The sequence below is a fragment of the Mesorhizobium sp. B2-5-4 genome (assembly GCF_006441095.1).
GTDB classification, from domain to species: Bacteria; Pseudomonadota; Alphaproteobacteria; order Rhizobiales; family Rhizobiaceae; genus Mesorhizobium; species Mesorhizobium salmacidum.
In genome coordinates this window covers 48,886-71,371 of record NZ_VFUR01000007.1, presented here as the reverse complement: position 1 = coordinate 71,371, position 22,486 = coordinate 48,886, and the positions used below count along the sequence as shown (strand labels likewise).

Annotated in this window: 24 protein-coding genes and 1 pseudogene; 6 read left to right on the top strand and 19 right to left on the bottom strand. The window is 59.8% G+C overall.

Features of this window, described 5'->3' with window-relative positions:
* Nucleotides 1-32 precede the first annotated feature (32 nt).
* Genes FJ492_RS10820 through iolE form a run of 5 tightly spaced genes read right to left on the bottom strand, consistent with a single transcriptional unit; the run spans nucleotide 33 to nucleotide 5,104 of the window.
* Nucleotides 33-851 (bottom strand): carbohydrate ABC transporter permease, encoded by an 819-nt coding sequence (locus FJ492_RS10820; RefSeq protein ID WP_140508165.1) that lies wholly within the window; start codon nucleotides 849-851, stop codon nucleotides 33-35.
* On the bottom strand, nucleotides 848-1,756 hold the full coding sequence (locus FJ492_RS10815; protein WP_140747018.1) for a sugar ABC transporter permease: 909 nt from the start codon (nucleotides 1,754-1,756) through the stop codon (nucleotides 848-850). The genes FJ492_RS10820 and FJ492_RS10815 overlap by 4 nt, the downstream gene beginning before the upstream one ends.
* Nucleotides 1,756-3,075 (bottom strand): extracellular solute-binding protein, encoded by a 1,320-nt coding sequence (locus FJ492_RS10810; protein WP_181166634.1) that lies wholly within the window; start codon nucleotides 3,073-3,075, stop codon nucleotides 1,756-1,758. The genes FJ492_RS10815 and FJ492_RS10810 overlap by 1 nt, the downstream gene beginning before the upstream one ends.
* Nucleotide 3,076: 1 nt before the next feature.
* Complete coding sequence (locus FJ492_RS10805; RefSeq protein WP_140769887.1) at nucleotides 3,077-4,168, bottom strand: ABC transporter ATP-binding protein; 1,092 nt, start codon at nucleotides 4,166-4,168, stop codon at nucleotides 3,077-3,079.
* Between the two features lie 27 nt (nucleotides 4,169-4,195).
* Nucleotides 4,196-5,104 carry a myo-inosose-2 dehydratase gene (gene iolE / locus FJ492_RS10800; protein WP_140747023.1) on the bottom strand — a complete coding sequence of 303 codons (909 nt, stop codon included), beginning with the start codon at nucleotides 5,102-5,104 and terminating at the stop codon, nucleotides 4,196-4,198.
* A 274-nt stretch (nucleotides 5,105-5,378) separates the two neighbouring features.
* Between iolE and FJ492_RS10795 the strand changes: the two genes are divergently transcribed.
* On the top strand, nucleotides 5,379-6,821 hold the full coding sequence (locus tag FJ492_RS10795) for a PLP-dependent aminotransferase family protein (protein WP_246675988.1): 1,443 nt from the start codon (nucleotides 5,379-5,381) through the stop codon (nucleotides 6,819-6,821).
* Between the two features lie 403 nt (nucleotides 6,822-7,224).
* Here the strand turns inward: FJ492_RS10795 and FJ492_RS10790 are convergent, their stop codons facing one another.
* Genes FJ492_RS10790 through FJ492_RS10780 form a run of 3 tightly spaced genes read right to left on the bottom strand, consistent with a single transcriptional unit; the run spans nucleotide 7,225 to nucleotide 9,073 of the window.
* Nucleotides 7,225-8,067 (bottom strand): DUF3618 domain-containing protein, encoded by an 843-nt coding sequence (locus FJ492_RS10790; RefSeq protein ID WP_140714526.1) that lies wholly within the window; start codon nucleotides 8,065-8,067, stop codon nucleotides 7,225-7,227.
* A complete protein-coding gene (locus FJ492_RS10785; RefSeq protein ID WP_140508152.1) occupies nucleotides 8,064-8,456 on the bottom strand; it encodes a phage holin family protein in 393 nt (130 codons plus the stop codon). Before FJ492_RS10785 ends, FJ492_RS10790 begins: the two co-directional genes overlap by 4 nt.
* A complete protein-coding gene (locus FJ492_RS10780) occupies nucleotides 8,453-9,073 on the bottom strand; it encodes a hypothetical protein (RefSeq protein ID WP_140769885.1) in 621 nt (206 codons plus the stop codon). The genes FJ492_RS10785 and FJ492_RS10780 overlap by 4 nt, the downstream gene beginning before the upstream one ends.
* A 429-nt stretch (nucleotides 9,074-9,502) precedes the next feature.
* Between FJ492_RS10780 and FJ492_RS10775 the strand changes: the two genes are divergently transcribed.
* Nucleotides 9,503-9,934 (top strand): recombinase family protein, encoded by a 432-nt coding sequence (locus FJ492_RS10775; protein WP_348641907.1) that lies wholly within the window; start codon nucleotides 9,503-9,505, stop codon nucleotides 9,932-9,934.
* A 359-nt stretch (nucleotides 9,935-10,293) separates the two neighbouring features.
* Nucleotides 10,294-10,734 carry an ion channel gene (locus FJ492_RS10770; protein WP_140714524.1) on the top strand — a complete coding sequence of 147 codons (441 nt, stop codon included), beginning with the start codon at nucleotides 10,294-10,296 and terminating at the stop codon, nucleotides 10,732-10,734.
* Nucleotides 10,735-11,119: 385 nt separating this feature from the next.
* Here FJ492_RS10770 and FJ492_RS10765 read toward each other — a convergent pair whose 3' ends face one another.
* The 5 genes and pseudogenes from FJ492_RS10765 to FJ492_RS10745 all read right to left on the bottom strand — a co-directional run bounded on the left by FJ492_RS10765 (nucleotide 11,120) and on the right by FJ492_RS10745 (nucleotide 15,068).
* Entirely contained in the window at nucleotides 11,120-11,545 is a 426-nt protein-coding gene (locus tag FJ492_RS10765; protein WP_140769883.1) for a hypothetical protein, read from the bottom strand.
* Between the two features lie 267 nt (nucleotides 11,546-11,812).
* Nucleotides 11,813-12,520, bottom strand: a pseudogene (locus tag FJ492_RS10760) (HAMP domain-containing protein); the annotation flags it as partial.
* A 355-nt stretch (nucleotides 12,521-12,875) separates the two neighbouring features.
* Nucleotides 12,876-13,316: a DUF2867 domain-containing protein gene (locus FJ492_RS10755; protein ID WP_246675985.1), complete on the bottom strand. Its 441-nt coding sequence runs from the start codon at nucleotides 13,314-13,316 to the stop codon at nucleotides 12,876-12,878.
* Nucleotides 13,317-14,041: 725 nt separating this feature from the next.
* Nucleotides 14,042-14,383, bottom strand: coding sequence for a hypothetical protein (locus FJ492_RS10750; RefSeq protein WP_140769880.1), 342 nt, complete (start codon nucleotides 14,381-14,383; stop codon nucleotides 14,042-14,044).
* A 13-nt stretch (nucleotides 14,384-14,396) separates the two neighbouring features.
* On the bottom strand, nucleotides 14,397-15,068 hold the full coding sequence (locus tag FJ492_RS10745) for a hypothetical protein (protein ID WP_246675983.1): 672 nt from the start codon (nucleotides 15,066-15,068) through the stop codon (nucleotides 14,397-14,399).
* A 122-nt stretch (nucleotides 15,069-15,190) separates the two neighbouring features.
* Between FJ492_RS10745 and FJ492_RS10735 the strand changes: the two genes are divergently transcribed.
* Nucleotides 15,191-15,490 (top strand): hypothetical protein, encoded by a 300-nt coding sequence (locus FJ492_RS10735; protein ID WP_140769878.1) that lies wholly within the window; start codon nucleotides 15,191-15,193, stop codon nucleotides 15,488-15,490.
* The gene (locus FJ492_RS10730; protein ID WP_140769876.1) at nucleotides 15,490-15,753 is read left to right on the top strand and encodes a hypothetical protein; all 264 of its coding nucleotides are present in this window, start codon (nucleotides 15,490-15,492) and stop codon (nucleotides 15,751-15,753) included. Before FJ492_RS10735 ends, FJ492_RS10730 begins: the two co-directional genes overlap by 1 nt.
* Nucleotides 15,754-15,764: 11 nt before the next feature.
* On the opposite strand, the gene FJ492_RS10725 is transcribed toward FJ492_RS10730, so the two are convergent.
* The 4 genes from FJ492_RS10725 to FJ492_RS10705 form a co-directional block, all read right to left on the bottom strand.
* Nucleotides 15,765-16,358, bottom strand: a complete 594-nt coding sequence (locus FJ492_RS10725; RefSeq protein ID WP_140769874.1) for an SOS response-associated peptidase — start codon at nucleotides 16,356-16,358, stop codon at nucleotides 15,765-15,767.
* A 67-nt stretch (nucleotides 16,359-16,425) separates the two neighbouring features.
* Entirely contained in the window at nucleotides 16,426-17,247 is an 822-nt protein-coding gene (locus FJ492_RS10720) for a Ku protein (RefSeq protein ID WP_140508204.1), read from the bottom strand.
* A 1,584-nt stretch (nucleotides 17,248-18,831) separates the two neighbouring features.
* Nucleotides 18,832-19,137 (bottom strand): hypothetical protein, encoded by a 306-nt coding sequence (locus FJ492_RS10710; RefSeq protein WP_140769872.1) that lies wholly within the window; start codon nucleotides 19,135-19,137, stop codon nucleotides 18,832-18,834.
* Between the two features lie 191 nt (nucleotides 19,138-19,328).
* Nucleotides 19,329-19,604, bottom strand: coding sequence for a hypothetical protein (locus FJ492_RS10705; protein ID WP_140769870.1), 276 nt, complete (start codon nucleotides 19,602-19,604; stop codon nucleotides 19,329-19,331).
* Between the two features lie 684 nt (nucleotides 19,605-20,288).
* On the opposite strand from FJ492_RS10705, the gene FJ492_RS29140 reads away from it, so the two are divergent.
* Nucleotides 20,289-20,477 (top strand): hypothetical protein, encoded by a 189-nt coding sequence (locus FJ492_RS29140; protein ID WP_246675982.1) that lies wholly within the window; start codon nucleotides 20,289-20,291, stop codon nucleotides 20,475-20,477.
* A 58-nt stretch (nucleotides 20,478-20,535) separates the two neighbouring features.
* On the opposite strand, the gene FJ492_RS10690 is transcribed toward FJ492_RS29140, so the two are convergent.
* Nucleotides 20,536-21,399, bottom strand: coding sequence for a plasmid partitioning protein RepB C-terminal domain-containing protein (locus tag FJ492_RS10690; protein ID WP_140769868.1), 864 nt, complete (start codon nucleotides 21,397-21,399; stop codon nucleotides 20,536-20,538).
* Nucleotides 21,396-22,463: a recombinase family protein gene (locus FJ492_RS10685; RefSeq protein WP_246675981.1), complete on the bottom strand. Its 1,068-nt coding sequence runs from the start codon at nucleotides 22,461-22,463 to the stop codon at nucleotides 21,396-21,398. The genes FJ492_RS10690 and FJ492_RS10685 overlap by 4 nt, the downstream gene beginning before the upstream one ends.
* Nucleotides 22,464-22,486 lie beyond the last annotated feature (23 nt).

Sequence of the window (22,486 nt, the reverse complement as noted above, 5' to 3'; positions counted from 1 at the left end):
TGATTGAGGTGAGTGGCTGCCCAGCCGGGTCGTCATTTCACGGCTCCCATGGTCAGCCCGCGAACCAGATGGCGCTGCACCAGAAGCGCGAAGAAGACGATCGGCAGCGCGCCGATGACGCCGGCCGCCGACATTGAGGCCCAGTCGGTGTCGATGCGGCCGATCAGCGTGGCGGTGCCGCGCGGCATCGTCATCGCCCGGGGCGTGGCCGTCAGCGCCAGCGCGAACAGGAATTCGTTGAAAGTGACAAGCACGGCAAAGATGGCGGTCGCCGCGAGGCCGGGTGCTGCCAGCGGCAGGGTGATGCGCCGGAACGCACCGAAACGGGAATCGCCATCGACCATGGCGGCTTCCTCGAGATCCACGGGGATTTCGCGAAAGAAGCTCTCCATCATCCAGACGCAGAAGGTGATGTTGAAGGCGGTGTAGGTGGCGATCAAACCCAACCAGCTGTCGAGCAGGCCGAGCTTGAGCATCAGCAGATAGACCGGGATCAGGATGACGACCGGCGGCACGATGCGCAGCGTCAGCAGGAACAATCCGACCTTGCGCTCCATGGCGAAAGGCAGGCGAAAGCGGGCGATCGCATAGGCCCCCATGGCGCCGGCGACCAGGGCGATCGCCACGGAGAAGAATGTCACCACCAGCGAGTTGGTCAGATAGGCGCCAAACTGCTTCTCCGTGAACAGCCTAATGTAATTGTCCAGAGTCGGAACATGCGGATAGAGCGTGCCTTCCTGGGTGATCTCGCGATTGGACTTCAGCGAGGTCGAGACGAGCCAGTAGATGGGCAAGAGCACGATAGTCAGCACCGCGCTCATTACTCCGATGCGGGCCAGACGACTGTTCATGATGCGTCGACCCTGCGCAAAAGCCGCACGGCGCTGAAGGCCAGGGCAAGCACGACGAGACCGATGGTGACGAACAGTGCCGCCGCATAGCCCGTCTGCTGGAATTTGAAGGCGGTGTCATAGCCGTAGATCGAGACCAACCGCGTCGCCTCGCCCGGTCCGCCCCGGGTGAGCACGAATACCTGGTCGAACGTGCCGAAGGCGTCGATCGTTCGAAGCACGATGGCGATCGCCAGCACGGGCCGCATCATCGGAAAGGTCAGGTCGGCAAACACGCGCCAGTTGCCGGCGCCGTCGACCCGGGCGGCCTCGAAGGGTTCGTGCGGTAGCGACTGCAGGCCGGCCAGCAGGATCAGGAACATCAGCGGCGTCCATTCCCAGACATCGAGAACGACGAGGCCGATGAAGGCCTTGACGGGGCTGCCGAGGATCTGCACCTGGCCGCCGCCCGTCCACTCGGAGATTGCCGTCAGCATACCGGCGTCGCTGGCGTAGATCAGCCGGAAGACGATGGCGACGACGACCGGCGTGATCACCATCGGGATGATCAGAATGGTTCTGAGCAAGCGGATGCCGCGAAATTCCCGCAGGCAAAATAGCGCCAGGGCAAAGCCCAGGATCGCCTCGAAGGTGACCGACAGGGCGACGAATTCGACCGTCACCCAGAGCGAGTTCAAAAACTGCGGGTCGCTCCACAGCTGGATGTAGTTATGCGTGCCGACATCGGCGACGACCGAGCCGTAGCGATAGACCTTGGTGCTGGCGCGCAGACCGTCCCACAAGGGATAGACGAGCACGCCAAGCACGATCAGCAGGCCTGGCGCCAGCATGAGATAAGGGAGGGCGAGGTCGAGCCCCGCCCCCTGCAGACGATATTTGCGGCTCTGCGTCCCGCCGTTTCCCATCAATAGTAGCCGACCGAAGACAGGTAGTCCTTGACCTGCTTGGCGGCATTGTCCAATGCGGCCCCGCCACCCGAGCCAGCCTGCAGCGCCTTGTTGAGTTCGATGCCGAGCAGTTCCTCGACCTTGGCCCAGTCTGGCGTGCGCGGCCTCGGCAGGGCGCCGGCGTCGAGCTGCTGCAGAGCGACCGGGATCAGCCGGTTGCCGGGCTTGGCAATGCCGAAGGCGCTGCGCTTGACCGGAATGGAACCTGCTTCCGACAGCTTGGCCTGGATGTCGGCGCTGACATACCACTTCAGGAATTCGACCGAATTGGCCTTGTTGGGCGCCGATTTCGGAATGCCGGCGATGAAGATGCCCATCTGGGCGATCGCCGCAGTGTGCTTCGGCACGACGCCGAAATCGAGCTTGCCAGCCACCTTGGTCTGTGTCGGATCGTCGGCCTTCAGCGCATTGCCGGAATACTGGATGATCGCGCCTGCTTCGCCGCCGAGGATCGCCGCACCTTCCTGGTCCGAGTCGAACTCGACGACGCCGCTCGGCGCGTTTTGCTTCATGGTGCCGACGAAGAATTCTGCCGAGGCCTTGCCTTCGGCGGAGTTGAAGACCGGGTTCCACTTGTCGTCGAAGAAGGAGCCACCAAATGACAGGAAGACCGGGTACCAGCTGGTCACGATCGGATTGCCGGAAACGCCGCGGAACACGACCGGATATTTGATCTTGCCCGCCGCCACGCCTTCCTTGCCCTTGGCGATGACCTCGTCCCAGGTTTTCGGCGCACCGCTCGTGTAGACGTCGTTGCGGTAAGTCAGGGTCTGCAGATCGCCGACGAACGGCACGCAGATCAGCGTCGGCGTGGCGGTTTCGAAGCCTTTCACGCGTGCGCCCTTCTGCGGCGGCCAGTAGCCCATGTCGATCATCGAGCCAATCCAGTCCTTGTCGCCGCCGTCGATGCCGGCCGCTCCAAGATCCTCGAGCACATTGGCGGCGCCGAACTGCGGCACCCATGGATCGTCGAGAAGATAGAGGTCGTACTGGCCGGCGCTGTTCTTGGCGTCGGCGAACCACTTCTCCAGCGTCACGCCATATTCATCCTCGAGGAATTCGATGTCGAAGCCGGCATCCTTGGCCAGCGGGATGATCTTCTGTTTGAACGGCGTCAGGCCGCCATCGGCGAAAGCGCCGATGATCACCTTCTTGCCGGCCGCCCTGGCCGGGACAGGCAGGCCGAGTACGGTAAGGGCGGTGCTGGCAAGCGCCAAGCCAAGTCCTCCCTTGAGTACGGAGCGGCGAGTAAGTCTGCTTCTGCTGGACTGCGTCATTTCACTCTCCATCACTGTTGACCCTGTGGACGGCCGTGAGGCCGGCCGAATTGAAGAAGCATGCGTTCGACACATCAAAAGTGGCCGCGATATTGGCGCCCACCGCGCCCCTGAAGTCGCGGCCAGCGCGGACCGAGACATTGCCGCCGCCGATGCGAACATTGACCAACGTCTCGTTGCCCATGGGTTCGACAACATAAATTTCACCAGGCAGCGCGTTGGGCGCGCCCGGTGCCGAAACGCTCATGTCTTCCGGCCGCAGCCCGATCTCGACCACTTGCGCCACACGGCATGCCGCCAGTCGGGCAGCGGGGATCGGAACCAGCGTTCCACCGATCGCGATGCCTTGTTCGGCAAGCGCGACCGGAAGGATGTTCATCGGCGGATTGCCGACGAAGGTGGCCACGAAACGGTTGGCTGGGCGATCGTAGATATCTCCCGGCGGCGCCATCTGCTGCAGCTCACCGGCGTGCATCACCGCGACGAAGTCCGCCATGGTCAAAGCCTCGACCTGGTCGTGGGTGACATAGAGGGTGGTTGCGCCGAGCCGCTGACAAAGCCGCTTGATCTCGCCGCGCATGGTCAGGCGCAACCTTGCGTCCAGGTTCGACAGCGGCTCGTCCATGAGGAAGGCCGCCGGATCGCGGACGATGGCACGCGCAAGCGCCACCCGTTGCCTCTGGCCGCCCGAGAGCTGGCGCGGCCGGCGATCGAGCAGGTGGCCGATCTCGAGAACCGCTGCGACCTCGCCGATCTTGGCGCGACGCTCGCCGTCCGGCATGCTGCGGATCCACAAGGGATAGCCGATGTTCTCGCCAACCGTCATCTGAGGATAGAGCGCATAGCTCTGGAACACCATGGCGATGTCGCGGTCGCGCGGCTGCAGCCGGGTGACCTCGCGCTCGCCGATGAAAAGTTTGCCGGCGCTCGGCATGTCGAGACCGGCAAGGATGCGCAACGCCGTCGTCTTACCGCAACCCGAAGGACCGAGCAGGGCCAGGAACATGTGGTCGGGGACGGCAAGGTCAAGCGAGCGCAAGACGTTCAGCGCGCCGTAGTTCTTGACCACACCTTGGTACAGGACAGAACTCATTGCCGCTCCCTAGCGCCCCGAAGGGTATCAGTTCTCCCGTTCCTTGACCTCGAAACCGGCCTCGAGGGCCAGGTCGCGCAGGTTGCGATAGCCCATCGTCGCATAGGTAAGCGGATGAGCCTTGCCAGGATCCTGTTCGGCCTCGACCACCAGCCAGCCGGCATAGCCATTGTCGGCGAGCAGCCGCAAAAGCGTCAAATAGTCAATGGACCCATCTCCCGGCACGGTGAAGATGCCTTCCATCACCGCGCCCATGAAGCTCATATCCAGGGCGCGAGCGCGCTTCAGCACATCCGGGCGCACATCCTTGCAGTGCACGTGGACGACGCGGCCCACATGCCGCCGCAGCAACGTCTCGGGATCTCCGCCGGAAAACAGGCAATGGCCGGTGTCATAGAGGAGGCCAACGGCTTGCCCTGAACTGGCCATCAGCCTGCCGATCTCGTGATCGGTCTCGATGATGGTTCCCATGTGGTGGTGAAAGGCCATGCCGATGCCGAAATCCGCGAACCGTTCGGCCAGTCGCGTGATCTTGTTGCCGTAGGACTTCCACTCGCCGTCGGCAAGCTTGGGACGCTGCGAGATCGGATCGTGAATGGCGCCATGGCGGCCGCGCGAGGTATCGGCGTAGACGACGTGCTTGGCGCCGAGGTCGCGCAGCAGCGTCAGATGCGGCAGGATGGCGTCGAACTCCTCTTCGACCTCCTTTTCGCAGATCCGGCCATCGTACCAGCCGGAGACCAGCTTAAGATCATAGGCCGCGAGAACTGCAGCCAGCGCCTTGCTGGCACGCGGGAACTTGCCGCCGAGCTCCGTTCCCGCATAGCCGGCTTCGGCCGTTTCGGAAAGGCAGACCTCGAGTGGTGTATCCCCGCCCAGCTCGGGCACGTCGTCGTTGCTCCATGTGATCGGATTTATGCCTATGCGGACAGCCATCATCGCTCCTCATCGGACAGGCCATGCCGTTGCTGGCGGCGCCTCATCTGAACCCAATCAGGTCGGTGAAGGCGTTCCGCGTGTGGTCTGTCCGGCCCGTCGCTTCCTCTTTCTTTTCATCTAAGCGCCGATCTGTCTCCATCGCGAGAGCCAGTTTGACGGGAAGTGAAGGTGCCAGTTTCAATTGGCGCGGCGCTCGCTTAAGCTCGATCAGCTCTCTTGCCGCGAGGCCTTTCCGATGCAGATATCAAGGCGAAGGCGCCAAGCCTTTCCGATGGACGCGCTGATTATCGATCGGACAATCGATGAACCGATCCATCGCCAGCTCTATCGGCAGATTGCCGCCATGATCCGTGGGCGTCGTCTGGCGCCGGGATCGGAATTGCCATCGACGCGCGCTCTGGCTGAGGATCTGGGCCTGGCCCGTAACACTATCGTCGGTGCGTATGACCAGTTGGCGACGGAAGGCTATCTCGCAAGCCGGCAGGGCGCGCGCCCGGTGGTCATCGACCTGCCCGTGAACTCGACCGATCTAGGCAGCAAACCCATGGCCACGGCAATCCAGCGCCCGCTTTCCAGGCGCGGCGAGAGCCTGATGCAGCAACCCTTCCATCACGGATCGCCGGGACGCTTTGCCTTTCATCCGGGCATGCCGGACCCGCAAAACTTCCCGTTTGGCGTCTGGGGCAGGCTGCTCGCACGCCGGGCAACGTTTGGCGCCGACATGTTGTTCGGTACCTATCATGTGACCGGCCTGCCGGCGCTCAAGGAAGCGATTGCCGGCTATCTGATCTCGGCCAGGGGGGTGCGGTGTTCTCCCGAACAGATCGTCGTGACGACGGGAGCGCAGGCGGCGTTCGATCTGCTGGCGCGTCTGCTGCTCGATCCGGGCGACACGGTCTGGCTGGAGGAACCGGGCTATTACGCGGCCAAGGCGACTTTCACGGTCGCCGGCGCCAATATTGTGCCGCTTGTCGTTGACCGCGACGGCTGGCAGATGAACCAGCCCGAGGTTTCACCGCGCCTGATCTACGTGACGCCCGCCTGCCAGCATCCTCTGGGGATCACGATGCGCATGGACCAGCGGCTGCGGCTATTCGAAATCGCCGAGCGCAACAATTCCTGGATCATCGAAGATGATTTCGACGGCGAGTACAGATTTCAGGGAAGGCCGGTCCCCGCCATACAGAGCATGGATTACGCTGACCGGGTCATCTATGTCGGCACCTTTGCCAAGTTGCTGTTTCCGGCGCTCAGGCTGGGGTTCATGGTCTTGCCCGCCGCCTTGTGCAAGGGCATTCCGCATGCGCTGAGCACCACCGGGCAATTCGCACCCCTGGTGCTTCAGGCGGCGCTAGCCGATTTCATCGATGAAGGTCACATGAGCCGCCACCTCAAGCGCATGCGCCGCATTTACGCCGAGCGACGCAAGTTTTTCTACGAATTGTGCGAGACCGAACTGGCCGATCACATCACTCTTTCGGCGGCGGAAGCCGGTATCCAGGTCGTTGCCTCGCTTCACGAACGTTGTGACGACCGGGCGGTCGTGCATTGTGCCGACAAACTCGGTGTCAACGCATCGCCGCTGTCGAAATATTACTGGTCATCCTCCGGCAATGGCCTGGTGCTTGGCTATGCCGCCTGCAACAAGGCCGAGAGCGAGGCGGGAATGCGACGTCTACGCCAGGCCATCGAGCACGTACGGACCTTGCCGTGAGCCCGTCTGCCCGCGATGAAGTGGTGGTTGGCGCCGCCAGACTGCCGCCGCTGTTTCGGTCAAGTATTGCCAACTACTCGGTGCTAACTACGTCCGGGTTATTCTGAAGGGTGAAACATCCGGAAATGGGCGGACTGAATGGCAGGCCCGAGGATTTACAAGGAGGTTGAGACTTGCCGCTTCGCTTCGGTCCACCGTTGCCGATCCGCTGCACAGCGTGCTCCGCTATGCGCCGAATTTGCTGCTCCCTTGGAGCAGGCTGTGCAACCGGCTCGACCCCAGGCGAAGGTTAGTTGGGCAGCTATCGGCCAATGTTGAAAAAGCTGTCCTAACGTTCGCCGACCAGAATACCGCCGATGGCTCCAGCTCTGTTTTTACACCATCACAGTTGGGGACTACACACCTAGGATTTTTGCTCTGGAGGACGAGAGACCCTTTCGCGTACGGACTGCTCTGTCGTGTCAGCCGCAGACTTGACGATTTCACCAATCTGGTCGGCCACCGTGCCTGCTTGTGTGTCCTGCCGTCCAGCTTCCTGCTTGATCGTCTCATAGGCGTCTGCGGCAACCTGCTTGGCCTGATCGACGCCTTGCTCGAGTATGCTCTCCGAGGTCTGGCGAAGCTTCTCGCGATATCCGCCCAGTTGCTCATCCTCCATCGCGGTATGGGGCAGCATGGCGCCTATCGCGGCGCCGATGGCGAGACCGACCGCCGCAACAGCCAAGGGCTGATCATTCAATAGCTCCTGTGCCGAGCGGCTGGCTTTCGCAGCCATCCCGCCAGCCGTCGATCCTGCACTGGCAGCGTTGCTCGCCAGTCCTTCGGCGGCCCCGCTTGCTGCTCCTGATATTGTGGCGCCAACGCTGCTTGCGGCCGACGAGAGCGCTTCAGCGGTTTCGGAGAGCGTGCTGCCCAGGCCGCCGCCCTCCGCCTCGTCACGCCCGCTGGGGGGAGTAGGCGCCGCATACGCGGCCGGGGGGTCGCGCCTGCCGTTCGACGGACCGCTGCCCAGCATCAGCCAAGCCAGACCTGCGCCCACCATAGTCACGGGCAAGGGATTGTCCCTGACCTGTGTTCTCAGGTTGTCGAGCATGGCCGAACTTTCTCCCCCGGAGAAGATGCCGGTGAATTCGTCCAGCAATTGCCCCGGTGTCATCTTGCCTCGAATGGATTCGGCGGTTTCCACTACCCTGGCGCGCGCGGCCTCCGCCTCGCGTTCAAGTTCGGCTGCGGATTTGTCGGTCATCTCACTTGTTCCTTGATCACATTCGCGTCGCGCCTGAGCTGTTCCTGCGTCCGGTCAGGAGTCAGTTCGGAAGGCGCCATGCTTGCCATCCCGGTGCGCAGCAGGATGACGCCAAGAATTGCTACCACCGCGCCGACCAACAGGGAGGACCACCCGGCGCCCAACCCTGCCCGAGTCAATGCGATGACCAGTGCTTGCAGCAGTACGATCAGAGCTGCGAGCAGGCATATTGCTCCGCCCAGCACCTCAGCGGCGCCAGCGCCCGTTTTGGTAAGCTTTTCTGAAAGCTCCGCCCGCAGAAGCCTGGCTTCGGTTTGCACCAGCGTGGTGACGTTCTGGGCCAAGTCGGTCACTAGGGTCGCGAGGCTGGGATTGTCCTGAGTGTTCATCTGTCTTGCTCCGCATCCTGCGTAGTCAGGGCGTCATCGGCATTGCCATAGCCTCGGGAGGCTCGGGACCTGTCAGCCGACCAATCAGCAGCTCGAACGGTCTGCGAGTTGGCTTCTCGCGGGGCACTCCGAGGTGCTTCGGGGCTCGTCGGTGGGGAAGCTTTGATGAACCGTCCAAGCGCCAATCCAGCCAATACGGAGCCAGCGAGCAGGGCACCGGGGTTTTGCCGGCCGAAGGACTGCACATCCTCAAGCACCTGGCCGAACGGTTTTTGTTTCAATGAGGAGGAAAGCCGCTCCAGGCCGCCGGCGGCGTCCAAGGCAAATTTCGATGCAGCCCTTTCATCATTGTTGGCCAGGTGATCGCTGGCCGCGCGTAGCGCGCCGCCCAACGCCGCCAAGCTCGATGCAATGTCGCGCTGCGTCTCCTGCGCCTTGTCCGAAACAACCTGCGTTGCTTCTGTCGCGTAGTCGCCAGCCTTGCGGGTCAGTTCGTCGCGGGCATCGTGAAGCAACTCGCTTGCGCGCTCTTTTTCCCGGGCAAGTCTGTCGGAAACGTCACTTGTCGCCTTGTCGAAATCAGCGGGGTTACGGCCCTGGCCGTCATTACGTTGCATGGGTCACCTAGTGAAAACCGAGGAAGGAGAGGACCGCGAGCACGACAACGACGAGGCCGATAAGATAGATGACACTGTTCATGGCACGTTCCTCCGTGCTGCTCCAACTTCATGGAACCTGCGATGTTCCGTCGGCCAAGAGCTTTTTGGGTCCAAGAGCAACGCGGGGAGAGTTGGCCGAAAGTTCCTTGTGAGAAAGAATGCTTCCGAGCCAATCCACCTGAGCTACCGTCAAAGTGCGCTTGAGAGAGATCGCTTGACCAAGTTAGGGTCCACCTGCCCACCCGAATGCCAGGACCGCAATGACCCACGCTCCTATCGAGACACTGTCCAGCTGCGCGCAGCGGTGGGCGATCGGACTGACCGAGCAGAAAAGCATCACCGGCAATGGCCTCGCATGCTGTCGAGGGCACCCAGGACGTTTGAGCCATGTCGAGCGCCGTCGCGTACTATCGGTTGTCAACTCATAGGCAGGGCCGGTCAGGCCTTAGCATCGAGGCGCAGCGTGCCGCCGTGGCTCGCTGCACGGAAGCCGACGGCATTGCGATCGTCGATGAGTTTACCGAGATCGAAACGGGCAAAGGCTCGGATGCTCTCGACCACCGGCCTCAACTGACAGCGGCCCTCGCCCTCGCGCGCCGGGCCAAATGCCCGGTCATTGTTGCTAAGCTCGATCGATTGTCGCGCAACGTTGCCTTCATCCCTGGGCTTAGGGTGCAACGTGTTCCGTTCATCGTGGCTGAACTTGGCGCAGATGCCGATCCGTTCATGCTGCACCTCTACGCAGCGCTTGCCGAGAAGGAGCGGCGGCTGATCTCGGGACCAAGGCCGCCCTTGCCTCGCGCAAGACCACCGGCATGAAGCTCGGCAACCCACCAACACCTGCCGAAGCAGCTGCCAAGGCATCTCATGCCGCTGAAGTTCACTTTGAGGATCTGTCTTCATTCCCTACACGACATTGCGCTACTTATCCTTCCTCTGCCTGCCGTCCAGGCCAAAGTTGAGCGCTCTCTGGCGCGTCAATTCCATTGAAGCGAATTCGTTGCCATGGATCTCGATCGTATCGACGCCGGCAAGAAATACCGTTGCGGGCAAACGCTTGTCCGCGGCCTGGGGGCGAGCCGGACGAGCCAATCAGCCGCGCCGCAGAAAACCAGACCTTCACACAGGCACCGATTTGGGCGATCAACACGAAGCCTTCCTCAAACGGTGCACCCATAATGAACGTCATCGCAGTCAGTCTCGTATCGCTCGTTCTGGCAATCGCGTGCGTTCTCGTCCACTACGAGGCTTTCAAAATGGTCGCGAGCTCGGCCCGGTCAGCCGAGATCGGCGGATTTCCGAGCCGAGGACGATTGCTGATCGTTATTTTTGGAGCGCTTGCCGCGCATACTGTCGAGATTACGTTCTACGGTTTCGTCTTCTGGGGCCTTCATAGCTGCGGCCTGTTAGGCGAAATCGTCGGAAAAATCTCCGATGGCTGGATCGACTTCCTGTATTTCTCCATCACCAACTATACAACGCTGGGAGTCGGTGACATCAGGGCCGAGGGTCCGATGCGACTGATTGCCTCTTCAGAGGCACTCACCGGCCTGGTGCTGTTAAGCTGGACAGCGTCGTTCACCTACCTGTCCATGGAGAATTTTTGGAAGAGGAGGTAGAGCCGGAGATCGTCGCGGTCGGCTTCGGTCGGGAGGCCACAACCGATCCGCAGTGTCCTTAATCGACAGCGCCCTAGACAGTAGGAATTTATTCTGAATGTGGAGCGGCTCTAGAAACGGTCCCTCAGCGGGCGCGCTTTAGATCTGTGACCGCGCCGGATTGATGAAACTCTCGGTCAGCGCCTACCGAGCCTTGGTCTCTGAGGCGGCGCGAACTGCCGCTACGGTGAGGCGGACATTCCTTCGAAATCGTGACCCAATGCGCCGGGTACGTACTACCTCAAAGCTTTCCAAATCGGCTCCGGTCGCCAGGGAACGAATCTGCGACGAACTCGGGGCTAATGGTTCTCACTGCAGCGGCACGCCTTTCATGGGTATTCCCCCGTCACATGCCCCTGGCGACGTCTTCGATCAGCTTGACGACGAGATTGCGAAACCTCTCCCCAGACCTATCCCCCAGATTTCCAACAGCCTCGGCCACCATACCCGGTGAAGAAACCGACACCTCTCCACTTAGCTGAACGTTGACGGTGAATGCCCTTCTGGCCGTCTTTTTCAATCCTGGTTTTCGGAAGATTTGGAACCGAACAGCGGGCGTTAACACTCTGCCACGGCGCCGCGGTGCCGTGTCTATATCGATCGTCATCTCGCCCGCCACCTCGGCCTTGGCCGCTTCTAACGAGGCAACAACGACATCGTTTAGCCAAGCACTGGCTTTGGTGGCAAAGTCCGTCACTGGGACATTCGCATCCTGCTCTTGCTGGTGGTAGGCTGTCTTGCCGCGCTCGAGGGCTTCTCTGAACTTAGTCATCCCAATCGCCTCCGGCTTTGTCTGCGCATGAAGCTGATCCTCAGATCGGCGACTGCTCTGCCAATAGAACGCATGTTATCGGTGTACGTTGCGTGGGCTGGTTTCTGCGCCCATGCCGATTTTCCGAAAGCTCGCTGCTGATGACCGTTGCAACAACGCGACGTAGAGAAAGTCGTCGCAGCGGGTTAGGGCCTCCATGCCAAAGCTTCGCGGGAATACGCGAGGCAGAAAGTTCGAAAAGCTTCTAGAACCCCACAAACTGGGCGCCATCGTGTTGATGGTTTTCTTGAGTTCGAGGATTTCGCCTTTGACATCGACCGTGATCTTCTTTGACAAATCACCGGAGGCGACTGCTGTGGTCACTTCGGCAATGTTGCGCCCCTGCCCAGTGAGATTGGTGGCCATAGCGTTGACGTTGTCGGTCAGGTCCTTCCATGTGCCAGCCACGCCCTTCACACGGACCTGTCCACCCAACTTTCCCTCAGTGCCTACCTCGCGCGCGACACGCGTCACCTCCGATGCAAAAGAGGCCAGTTGCCCGACCATAGTGTTGACAATCTTGCCAATGCGCAGGAACTCGCCACGCAGCGGTCGGCCATCGATTTCGACCATCATCGCTTGAGACAGGTCGCCCTTCGCAACGGCGCCGATGACGCGGGCCACTTCCGCCGTGGGCTGGACCATGTCTTCGATGAGGTCGTTGACTGACCGGACGCTGGATTCCCAACTGCCAGTAGCATTGCGAACATGGCCGCGCTCGCCGATCCGGCCATCCTTGCCCACCACCCTGCTCAGGCGTTCGAACTCGCGTGTCACCTGATCGTTCAGTTCGACGATCTGGTTGAAGGTCTCGGCGATGTCGGAGTCTATACCCTCATAAACATTATCGATGCGGACCGAGAAGTCTCCCCGTCTGAATGCTTTCAAGGAATTGAGAACTTGTCGGCGATCTAATTGCTTTCTTGATGCCTGCACGCTCACATTGCCACTCCCACCCCAGCGGTTTGCAAATGTTGTTTATCTAATGAATCCGCCCCCGCGGCCAAGGATGCACCTCGCCGCAACGGTGACAACGTGGAATGCATCGATTGGTTCCTTGCAAGAATAAGGAAGCGGGGGAAAACGGTAGTCCCGGGGGGTTTACAGCCGGCGCGCGCTTGGAATGCGCGTCTCACCCAGGCGGGTTCCCGCCGAGGTGCGGCGCTACGGCCCACGCTGGAAGCCGAAGGCGGCGCCCGTGGGTCGCCGCGCGCCGCTCCACATCGTGCCACATTTACCGTACCGTTGCCGCTTGGGAGCGGAAGGCAATGTTGTTCTCGGCCATCACAACCTAATTGAGCAACACGGCAACGACTACGCGACGCTTTGAACGCAAGGCGAAGGACCTCGAGAGTCGCCATGATCCAGGCCGGCGGCGCACCACCTCACAGTTGACCCAGCCCGATCGCTCGGCTCGACGCAAAGACGACTTTACGATCAGGCGATGGAAAGGCGCAATTCCCGCAATATAGGCTTGCCCTCCCAAATGATTGAAGGTCACGACCGTTGTAGCGACGAGTCGGCGGCACGAAGCGGACTCTTCGACCAAAACGGACAAACGGAAGTCGAGATGGCGATCGTCCTCGCCAAGAACAATCTCATGACGGCGCCGATCGTAGACCCGGAAGAAATCGATCCTGTCGGTCGCAACGTCATCGCGCAACTCAGACGATGTCTTAAGGCCAAACCCCGCAACCAATTTGTGCCTTATAGTTATAGCCAGCCAACCCACCGCGCCTGACCCGTAAGCATATGGGCGGCGAGGCGCTCGGCATCGCCCGTCGCATTGCTCGGCAGATCGATCGCGAATGCGTCAGCGAATCCCGCCTTGGCGTAGAGCGGCTCAAGCACCGAACGTTGCGGCAAATCGACTCGAGCAACGCGCGCCATAGATGTTCCGCCCGGGAAAATGGAAGCGAAGAGGTGGTGCATTTCAATAGCACGAGTGAGGGCTCTCCCTCAAACATAGCAAGGAACTTCCGCTGTTGGCCCACCGCGACATACTGCCCTGCCGCACGAACTTCGTCGCTAGAGGAGCAAAGCGGGATGTCGTCACCACTCACATGACGCTTGGTTAATAAGTACACGGCCTGGGCTGAGGAAATTCAATGCTTCTTTAAACCTGACCGCTGAGCAAAAATTGTCGGCGGCACGCCGGTCATCACGATGGCTAGAAGCTTCGTACTCTGGTTGCGCGAATGGCCGGAAAGCAAGGGATCGTCTGCAGACTTTGTTCGTCTTACCCAACCATCCAATTTGTACGGTAGATGTGAGCTTTCAGGAGGTCGTCCATTCGGACCTGGTGGCGGTCAGTTGCGGTCGGCTTCGATTACTGCAACGGCAAAGGTTCGCGAAGCTTCCTGATAAACAATGTGCGCGTCGTTCGATATCTCGCGCAGAAATTCCCCGCAGGCCCTTTCAGAATTTAAGGGCGACCGAGCCTAAACAACCAGATGGTTAGCCGCGTCGCTGACGTGGTGGCGCAGACAGTGTTCCTGGCCGGCGCCGATCCGGCCATTGTCCCAACAGCGGCATAGCATCGTTCTCAATTGCCGAAGTGCCTTTTATTGGGATCAGTGACGGCTCTTCAGGCTTGCGCTTACGTCCAATTTTCAGGGCTTCGATTTCGTCATCACGCCTTGCGATCCGGCTTTCCAAGTTTGCAATGCGCTCTGTCAAAAAGTAGCGGCCAACGATGAACCCTCCGCCTCCAAAAAGAACTGCGAAAGTCATAAAGGCTATAGGGTTGGCGATCACCAGAGTCGCATTGGTCTGGAAGAAAGTGATCAGATCGTGCATTTTGAACATCCTCTCAGTTCCGGGGAAGTTTGTGGATTTCCAATCTCACTGGGCCACCTCGATCGCAGTTCGTGCAGAGAAGCGCCCGCTCAACGGTACTGAATAGCGCGGCCTTCCCGTATCGCCCGATCAGCGCGGCCGCCTTCACCTCGGCGTGATGAGAGCAAGTCTTGCACCACGCCCGCAGCTTGTGCCATTCGCGTAAGTCCCCGAGTGAGACGTCCAGACCGGCATGAATGCTTCCGTCGACAATTGCCTGTGGCGGGATCTTCACCTCCCCAGGCGTCAAGATTCTTTCCATGACATGCCGGCTGTTGTAGTGGATCAGCAGCATGCCGGGTCGACGGCGAATTGCAGCCTGCCAGGCGGCTTGGCTGACTGTCGCATCCGGGGACGTTGAAATTGTTTCGAGATGGGTCTTTTCCTCCCTGTCCCAGACTTCGATGCGGAAATTGTCCTCGGCCGTATTCGCCATCAGGTCGCGTCCCCTGTGCCAGCCGCGAGAGAAGCCGTTGGAAACTGCCGCGCGCGACAGCGCGAGCTCACGTTCGAGTTCAGTTTTCCTGGATAGAACGTGCAGCAGTGCGACTACGCAATCGCCGCCCGCCGCAGCGATGGCCTGCTGCACCGCGGTTTCCAAATCCGACATAGCTTCGCCGCCCGGCGCGTTCTGGCGCTTTCCCATAGCCTTTCCTGCTCATATGTCTTTCAGGAATAAGGAATCTATTCCTGCCTCGTCAAGGCCGCTCTTGACTTTTTGTTCTTATTTCGTTCACTGTTGACCAGATTGGCCGCGGGAGGCGAGTGATGAGGCTTCAGCTGGAAATCAAAGGCGCTTCGCCGGAAGAGAAGCAACGCGGCATCGAAGCGGCCAAAGCTGTCCTTGCCGCAGCGGGAATATCCGCGGAAGAGGCAACGGATGGGATGTTCGCGCTCGAAAACTGGGACGATTCCAGTTTTGACGACGATGAAGCACCCTCGAAGGACGAGGATGTAGCGGCGGCGATCTGGATGGACCCCAATAAGGCGGCAATCATAGCCTGCTGCGCTGACTGGCCAAGTGATGCGGTGCCGGAGAACTATCAATTCCTTGAGTTGGTGGATTGATGTCCGACCACGGCCTGCCTTCCCAGAAAAAGCCGAAACTCATCGTTGTCGTGGCCTTCGACCGCGGTGAAGATGGCGAAATGTTCACGGCCTATGGCCCGACTGATCAGCAAAGCGAGGAGCGCGCGATCAGGATGGCCAAGGGGCTCGCCTCGAAGCATATTGGCGTGATCGCCTGGAGCCGAGATGCCGACCCTGCACTAGGCGATTACGGTCCGCCCACAACGCTATTCGTCAGTGGCGATGTGCCAGAGATGGAATAGGCGCCGCCGTGTCACGCGCTTTCGGGCCGCACAGTCTCCACCGAGAGCGCCCCGGCCGAAAGCGGCCGCAAGAGTTCGGCCTCGGGCTTTGTAAGATCGAGCCAAGCCCGCCAATTTTCAGGCTTGAGCACAACCACCTGGCGGTTGTGATATGGCGCAACGTCCGCCCCAGGATCGGTCGTGAGCATCGTGAAGGTCGGCGGCTTGTTGCCGGTGCCCTCACGCCATAAGCCGGCAATCGCCATAAACGGAGCGCCGTTGAGCGTAAACCGATGTTTGGCCTTTGGATACTTGATGCCAGTGAATTCGAAGAATGCAGACGCCGGGACCAGACACCGGTTGCTGTTTGCGAATTGCCTGCCTTCCGAGCGGAAATTGAACACCGGTCCCCTTTTCGGTCCTGATGGCGGGAACCCGAACGTCATCGATGCAAGTTCTATGACGCCGCCGCCGGCACGCATAATTGGAGCTGGGTCGTTGATGCGAATGTCGTCTGCCTGCGGCAGATCGAGTTCGGTCTGATGGTTCGGGATCTTCAACGTCAGCGAGGCCATCATCCGGCAATATTCGGCCCAGAGGACGTGCTGCTCGTAGTCATTGCACATGGGAGCCCCTTCGGCGTTCTTCCAGGAACAGAACGAAGACCTGGACGCTTGACAAGCGCCAGCATTTCTACGCCGACTTTCGGCTCTTGGCTTTGGCGCCGCCCTTGATGCCTTCCTTGGCCAGGCTCTTGCGAAGGACCGAGGCCAGATCGACGACATTCTCTTTTGGTGCGGGCACCGGCTTGGGCGGCGCTTTGCCTTTGCGCTTGGCGTCGATCATGGCGATTAACGCGTCCTCATATGTGTCTTCGAATTTCGACGGGTCGAACTTGGTGACTTTCTTGTCGATCAACAGTTCGGCTATCTCAAGAAGGTCTTCGTCGTATTTATGGCTTTTCAAGCCCTCAAACACGGTCTTTTCCGACGTCATCTCGCTGTGAGCGCGCAATTCGGTCAGCAGCATCCCCTTCTGGAAAGGTTGGATCAGCACCTCGCGCCCGCGCTGGTAGAGCACCACGCAAGAGCGCGCAGCCACGCGCTTGTTCGCCATCGCGTCGCGAAGAACGCAAAAGGCTTCGAGGGAGGCACCGTCCGCCGGGATCAGGTAATAGGGCTTTTCCAGATATCGGGTGTCGATGTCTTCGATCGCGACAAATGAATCCACCTCGAGAGTGTGGGCCGATGTCAGCTTGAGTTTCTTGATCTCGTCAGGCTCGATATTGATGAAATGGTCCTTGTCCACCTCATAACCCTTAACCTGGTCCTGGCTCTCGACGACATCCCCGGTCTCTTCATCCACATACGCGCTTTTGACAGGCAGGCCATCTTCGCGGTTCAAAATCTTGAAGTGGATCTTGGAGGCCTCGCTGGTCGCACCGACAATCTTCACGCCGCACGAAACCGACCCGACCTTCAGGAAGCCCTTCCAAACCGCTCGGGGTGCCGCCATGACGTTGCTCCTTTTGTTGCCGCCAGTAAGAACACTCGAAGTCGTCACCCGTTCCGCCGAAGTGTCACGAGACTCCTCCATCTCGGGCGAGGTTGGCGACAGCATCGACCATGACCGCGAAAATGCTGTCAACTTCCTCCCCATCTCTGTTGCCGATATCCCTTCACGGCATTGCCGATCACGCGTTCACCGGTTCCGCCGAGATCCGGCGTGGCATTGACCGATTCAGGTTGAGTGATCGGAGCCCGTTCCGACCCGGCCGGCTTGGTGCTCGGAACCTTGTCTGGCACGGCATGTTGAGCATGCGGTGGTCAATTCCTCAGCTGCAGTCACCTCCAAGTCCGTCGGCCACGCGGCCGGCTTTGTCATTAGTGTTTAATGGCGGCACAGTTCACTCGGCACCGAAATTGCATCTTGCTATGAGCCTGGGTCACCCCGCCCCGGGCAGTCCCTTGGTTCATCCCTAGCGACGCCCGCCGCTGCCGTGAATGGGGCGGCGGGTTTATTGCGGCCGGCCCTGACCTACGTTGAGGAGGGATCACATCATTAAATGGACCAATTGCGTACCACCCAAATCGCGAATGCGATGGGCATAGACCACCGCTTTCCAGAACACGACAGTTTTGGACGTAGCTTCGGCCTCAATCGGTCAACCCGTCGCAACCACTCCAGCCCTCCCGCTGCCGAAAGGTGGCCGGCTTTTTCGCAGCACGGAACCTTGTCCGTCGCTGAAAATTGACCAAACGGCGACAGCGTTGCACCGGCCTGTCGCTGACCAAAGACCCAATCTCTGGTCGGCCCGCACCGCCCCGAGCGGTGCGGGCTCTTCAGCCACGCAGAGACCTGGGGAATTCCCATCGAACCTGAAGGCCAAAAAGCGCCCCGCCGAGATGTGCATTGATGGTCAGGTTCAACGGAGGATAGCGCAATGTCCATCATACTCGATGCGCTGTTGGGAGCCGATGCCGTGGGTCACGCAAGCTGCATGCGTCGCCTTAACAGAACCCCGCTCTGGGGGGTTCTCGTGAGAGGGCGAGGGTGGGACGCAACGGCCTTGTCAGACCCTGCCTCTGCCTTTGACCGGCTCCGGTTCAATCCGGCCATGTCCCGGCGTCGGCAACTCTGTTCGTGCCGAGGAGTTCCTCCATTCGGCGGTGGTGCCATCCGGAAGACCTACTTGCGTTCCCACCGCGGCAGGCAACACCCTTTCAGCAATTCCATTGGCCGCAGCAGCGCTTGCCTGAGCCCGCCCTGTGGTCAGGATTAGGAATAGGAACCCGCTCCGTGTAGCGTTCTGGAGCGGGTTCCTGCTGCCTCAATGGTGTCTTCTCAAAGCCGCGCCGAGGTCGGCGGCAATGTCTTGGTCGAGCAACAGTAATGTCTACTGGCCCGCTGATCTGGATAAGCTCCAGCGGGTGTTTGACCGGCTGTGTAGCGAGCGCCGCCTAGCCAAAAAAGACAGGGAACAACGGGAATCCCTGGCTAGGGAAGTGTTCCAGGTTTTCGATGCCGGGACCACGAACGAAGCGGACCTATTGCGGGCCATTTCCAGGCGGGTGAGACGTCCCGCTTGATGGCGGCTTTCTATGTGGCCTTATCCATCCGTGGCGTCTTCCGCGTGGGCGGCTTATAGGGCGTCACCAGTCTGACGGCATCGGCATCGAGGGTGACGGGAATGCCTAGGTTCACCGTCACGTGACTTTCGTCGATGTGGGTGACGCTGCCAATCAGCTCGATGTGCTGCCCCTTCTGCACCTTCGCTGTTTGATCGACAATCGAATGCGGCTGTCCATAAGAAGGGATGGAAACGCTCACGTGGTCCTCAGTTACCCGCCGCCGGACGGTTGCGGTTATCGCGACCTCATCGCCGATCTTGATGCCCTGAGCCATACGATGATTCTGGGCGGTCAACGGCTTCGTCAAGCAAGTGCTAATACTTGCATTTTGCCACCCCGGTGACACGGCTTAGAGCCGCCAAGTTATCCGGACCAAAACATTCGCGCTCCGAAGACCACGGCAACGCCGACTTGCGCCACAGCCATAACCACGACTAGTTGCGATCTCGAACGGGCCGCCGCCATTTAGTTGGTCGACGATCCCTTCGCGCTATGCACCGATCGCAGTTCTTTTTCGATCTGTCGCTGGATGATCCGCGATAGCTCGATGGCCCTCTCCTCGTCACCGACCAGGCTGTTGATAAGTTCGGCGCCGACCCAGCCGTGCGCATAAATCGCTCCGTCCTGCGACAGCTTGTTCAGCAACTTGCACACGCGCCTGACGGTCTTCTCGATTTCCGGCCGGTCGCTGACGAGGTTTGTGTTCAACTCAGGCTGACGGCTTTCGTCCATGTAAAGCATGGCATGTCTCCTATAGATACTGCTCGCCGTCCCTTTTGTGCTCAAGAGAACCAGTGTGGGTCCTAACGAGGCCGCGCAAAACCGAGCCCGGCATGCTTCGCGCAACGGGTTTGCTCGCAGATGTGGCCGAGCGCTCTGGTGCGCTCTCGCGGCGCCGGCGTCATGCCATCGGCAAGCTCGTCGGTTCGTCGCTCATGCGGGATAGATTCCACGATCCGTCTTGACGGGCAAGGAAAATGTTCCTTATTCGTTCTCACGGCACTCGGTGGCCAGCCGGCACCGCTACACGCCTCCCAAGCATGTAGGCCGGGTCGCCGTACCGTCGTGTCGGTTGGAGGATAGATGCGAAAGCGCCAAAACGAGCCGACCGGCGAAGCTATGTCGGAACTGGAAATGGCGGCGCAGCATGCCGTTGCTGTGGCCGCGGCGACGCCGTGATCGCACTGCTGAACATTCTGGCCAGGAACGCCGAAATCGAGCGCGAGCTCGCGCGCGCGGCAGTTTCCAACGGCTTCTCTCGCGGCTGGCACAAGGCGCGACCCTAGATGGCAGACACGACCGGAGACAATTTCCGGATCGAATCTGGGACCGAGATGAGAAGACGCATCTCGAAACCATGTGTCGGTCTCCGGATGCCATGGTCAGCCAGCCGCTTGGCAGGCAGCCATCCGGCGCCGCCCCGGCATGCTGCTGATCCACTACAACAGTCGCCATGTCATGGAAAAGATCATCACACCAGGCCAGGTCGTGATTCCGCCGCAAACGATCATCGATGGCAGCGTTCACGCCGGCTTGGATGTTTCCCTTCGCGACCTCCGTGAGTGGCACACTTTGGGGCCTGGTGCACAAAATGCTCGCATCATGCCATGGTAAAGCCCGAAGGGCTGAGGCGCAATGAGTAGCGGGCTGCATCTTGCCCGAAGGCGTCAACTTAAAAGACGAAATGCGTGCGCTTTAGCCCGGTTTTTACCGGTTGGCTCGTCAAAGCTTCCCCACCTGCTGGAATGTCCAGTATCGATTGGAACCTCCCGAGCTGCTCCGGGAAATCCCGCGCAAGGTGTCTGACCACCCGTGCGTTTTCCATCAGACGGTCGAGATAGAGCCTTGCCACCATCAACTCCAGCGCCCAGGTGCCACGAAGGCTTGCGCAGTACAGAAATTCTTCGTTCAGCAAATCAAACTCAGCTTCCATGGCGGCCAGCTGGTCGGCTGTCACCCCGACAAACTTCTTTCTCGGCACGGAGGGATCCGCCAACTGCGACGCCGGAGTGAGCGTTGAGAGGAGTTGCGCATAGTGGAAGCCCATTCTCTTCAGGGCGATCATGAGCCTTGCCGCTTTGAGCTGCCTTTCCGGAACCATCTTGCGCAAGGACGCGAAGACCTGTGGAGGCACATTCCAATCCTGCAAAAGATCGAGAGCCTCGGGAGAAACTCCATTGACCAGCGGCCTTGGCGCTGAACTGTCCGCGAGCAGGTTCAAAGTAGGCCCTTCGGTTAGGGCCTTCGGCACAGAGGCCAGGCTTTCGGCCGATAGCAGGCGACGGAACGATTCCTGCTTAATCGGATATCGAAACACCTCTGTGATCGTCTCCAGCAGATGCCGAGAGATACTCGCTTCGGCGATCATGTCCCGCGTTCTTTGGCATTCAGCCTGATAGGTTTTGCACAGCCATGGACCGGTGAACCATCTGTTGGGCTCGTGCATCTTTTCCAAAAGCGCTGCGTGTCTTGTGCGGTTATTTTGCAAAATGAGGTCGGCGGCTTCCAAGCCTAAAACTACGCGGCGCACCTTCATGCGGCGTTCCCTACGAATGCTCGCTCAGCCAGCGCAACGAGCGGATCTAGTGATCGGAAAAGAAACGCATCCAGCTTCATTCCATTGTTGACATGGAAATTTCCTTTAAACTCAGAGATTTCGTGTGTCGGAGCGATCAGGTAATCGCGAATGATCAGATTGCCCGGCTGCATTCGGATCAAAACGAAAATATCCGCCCTGGCCTCTCGCACGGCCCTCGAAGACCAGCGGGGATAGGCAGAATGCGAAACGCGACACCGGGCGATCGCGAGCGCTAAGGTCAACTCGCCATTGATGCGGATGAGCTCCGTTTCAGGGCCTTGGGAAGCTCGGCCGCCTACCTGTTCGATCGCGACCAGCAGGTCTTCCATTGCGCGATGGCGGATAGCCTTGAGGCGCCTGTCAATTTCGATGAAATGAGACTTTCTGGGCGGCAGGCAACCGATCAGCTTGTATGCACCGAGCAGACCTCCGAAATGCGCGCTATAGCGATAGCTCGAAGGGCATTCGGGCGCTGCGTTAATGATGTCATAAGACAGTTTCCCATGACGTTTGTGGAGTTTTCGTAGGGCTGCCAGCATATCGTCATCGCTCATGTGAAGATAAAGCGATTTCAATATTTGCTGTGCTTTGTCGAACAATTGGCGACTGATGATAGGTTCAAAGGCGTTGTCCGCTCTGACCCATTGGTCCGGGGGATTGTACACAACCTTGGTTTTGAGTTTGGTGCATCGTCTATTCCAAACGTTGTTCCCGATATATTTCTCATTGGTCAGGACACGGCGCACGCCTTCGCGCTTCCAAGGCCGGCCGAAGTCATTCAGGATCCCCCGGTCATTCAGATATTTTGCGATTTGAGGTTCGTTTTTGCGTGACCGGACAAACAGGCGAAAGATCAATCGAACAGTGGCTATCTCTTCCGGTGGCCCCGGTACGATGATCACCCGGTCTGTCTGGAAATTCTTGTGTTCGTAGCGGGCGAGGATGAGTTTGGGCTGTCTGAACTGGTCAACCATCAGACGCCTTAGTCCGAGCCCCTGCATGCCGCCTACGTGGAAGCCCATGCGGGCCATCCTCACCTGGCCCA

Excerpts from the sequence above, each read along its gene's own strand:
- iolE (WP_140747023.1), bottom strand. The coding sequence starts at position 5,104 with ATGGCTGTCCGCATAGGCATAAATCCGATCACATGGAGCAACGACGAC.
- FJ492_RS10810 (WP_181166634.1), bottom strand. The coding sequence starts at position 3,075 with ATGACGCAGTCCAGCAGAAGCAGACTTACTCGCCGCTCCGTACTCAAG.
- FJ492_RS10770 (WP_140714524.1), top strand. The coding sequence starts at position 10,294 with ATGAACGTCATCGCAGTCAGTCTCGTATCGCTCGTTCTGGCAATCGCG.
- FJ492_RS10705 (WP_140769870.1), bottom strand. The coding sequence starts at position 19,604 with ATGCTTTACATGGACGAAAGCCGTCAGCCTGAGTTGAACACAAACCTC.
- FJ492_RS10720 (WP_140508204.1), bottom strand. The coding sequence starts at position 17,247 with ATGGCGGCACCCCGAGCGGTTTGGAAGGGCTTCCTGAAGGTCGGGTCG.
- FJ492_RS10780 (WP_140769885.1), bottom strand. The coding sequence starts at position 9,073 with ATGCAACGTAATGACGGCCAGGGCCGTAACCCCGCTGATTTCGACAAG.
- FJ492_RS29140 (WP_246675982.1), top strand. The coding sequence starts at position 20,289 with ATGCTGCTGATCCACTACAACAGTCGCCATGTCATGGAAAAGATCATC.
- FJ492_RS10785 (WP_140508152.1), bottom strand. The coding sequence starts at position 8,456 with ATGAACACTCAGGACAATCCCAGCCTCGCGACCCTAGTGACCGACTTG.
- FJ492_RS10710 (WP_140769872.1), bottom strand. The coding sequence starts at position 19,137 with ATGGCTCAGGGCATCAAGATCGGCGATGAGGTCGCGATAACCGCAACC.
- FJ492_RS10730 (WP_140769876.1), top strand. The coding sequence starts at position 15,490 with ATGTCCGACCACGGCCTGCCTTCCCAGAAAAAGCCGAAACTCATCGTT.
- FJ492_RS10790 (WP_140714526.1), bottom strand. The coding sequence starts at position 8,067 with ATGACCGACAAATCCGCAGCCGAACTTGAACGCGAGGCGGAGGCCGCG.
- FJ492_RS10805 (WP_140769887.1), bottom strand. The coding sequence starts at position 4,168 with ATGAGTTCTGTCCTGTACCAAGGTGTGGTCAAGAACTACGGCGCGCTG.
- FJ492_RS10795 (WP_246675988.1), top strand. The coding sequence starts at position 5,379 with ATGGACGCGCTGATTATCGATCGGACAATCGATGAACCGATCCATCGC.
- FJ492_RS10690 (WP_140769868.1), bottom strand. The coding sequence starts at position 21,399 with ATGAAGGTGCGCCGCGTAGTTTTAGGCTTGGAAGCCGCCGACCTCATT.
- FJ492_RS10735 (WP_140769878.1), top strand. The coding sequence starts at position 15,191 with ATGAGGCTTCAGCTGGAAATCAAAGGCGCTTCGCCGGAAGAGAAGCAA.
- FJ492_RS10685 (WP_246675981.1), bottom strand. The coding sequence starts at position 22,463 with ATGGGCTTCCACGTAGGCGGCATGCAGGGGCTCGGACTAAGGCGTCTG.
- FJ492_RS10775 (WP_348641907.1), top strand. The coding sequence starts at position 9,503 with ATGTCGAGCGCCGTCGCGTACTATCGGTTGTCAACTCATAGGCAGGGC.
- FJ492_RS10750 (WP_140769880.1), bottom strand. The coding sequence starts at position 14,383 with ATGCACGATCTGATCACTTTCTTCCAGACCAATGCGACTCTGGTGATC.
- FJ492_RS10725 (WP_140769874.1), bottom strand. The coding sequence starts at position 16,358 with ATGTGCAATGACTACGAGCAGCACGTCCTCTGGGCCGAATATTGCCGG.
- FJ492_RS10815 (WP_140747018.1), bottom strand. The coding sequence starts at position 1,756 with ATGGGAAACGGCGGGACGCAGAGCCGCAAATATCGTCTGCAGGGGGCG.
- FJ492_RS10745 (WP_246675983.1), bottom strand. The coding sequence starts at position 15,068 with ATGGGAAAGCGCCAGAACGCGCCGGGCGGCGAAGCTATGTCGGATTTG.
- FJ492_RS10765 (WP_140769883.1), bottom strand. The coding sequence starts at position 11,545 with ATGACTAAGTTCAGAGAAGCCCTCGAGCGCGGCAAGACAGCCTACCAC.
- FJ492_RS10820 (WP_140508165.1), bottom strand. The coding sequence starts at position 851 with ATGAACAGTCGTCTGGCCCGCATCGGAGTAATGAGCGCGGTGCTGACT.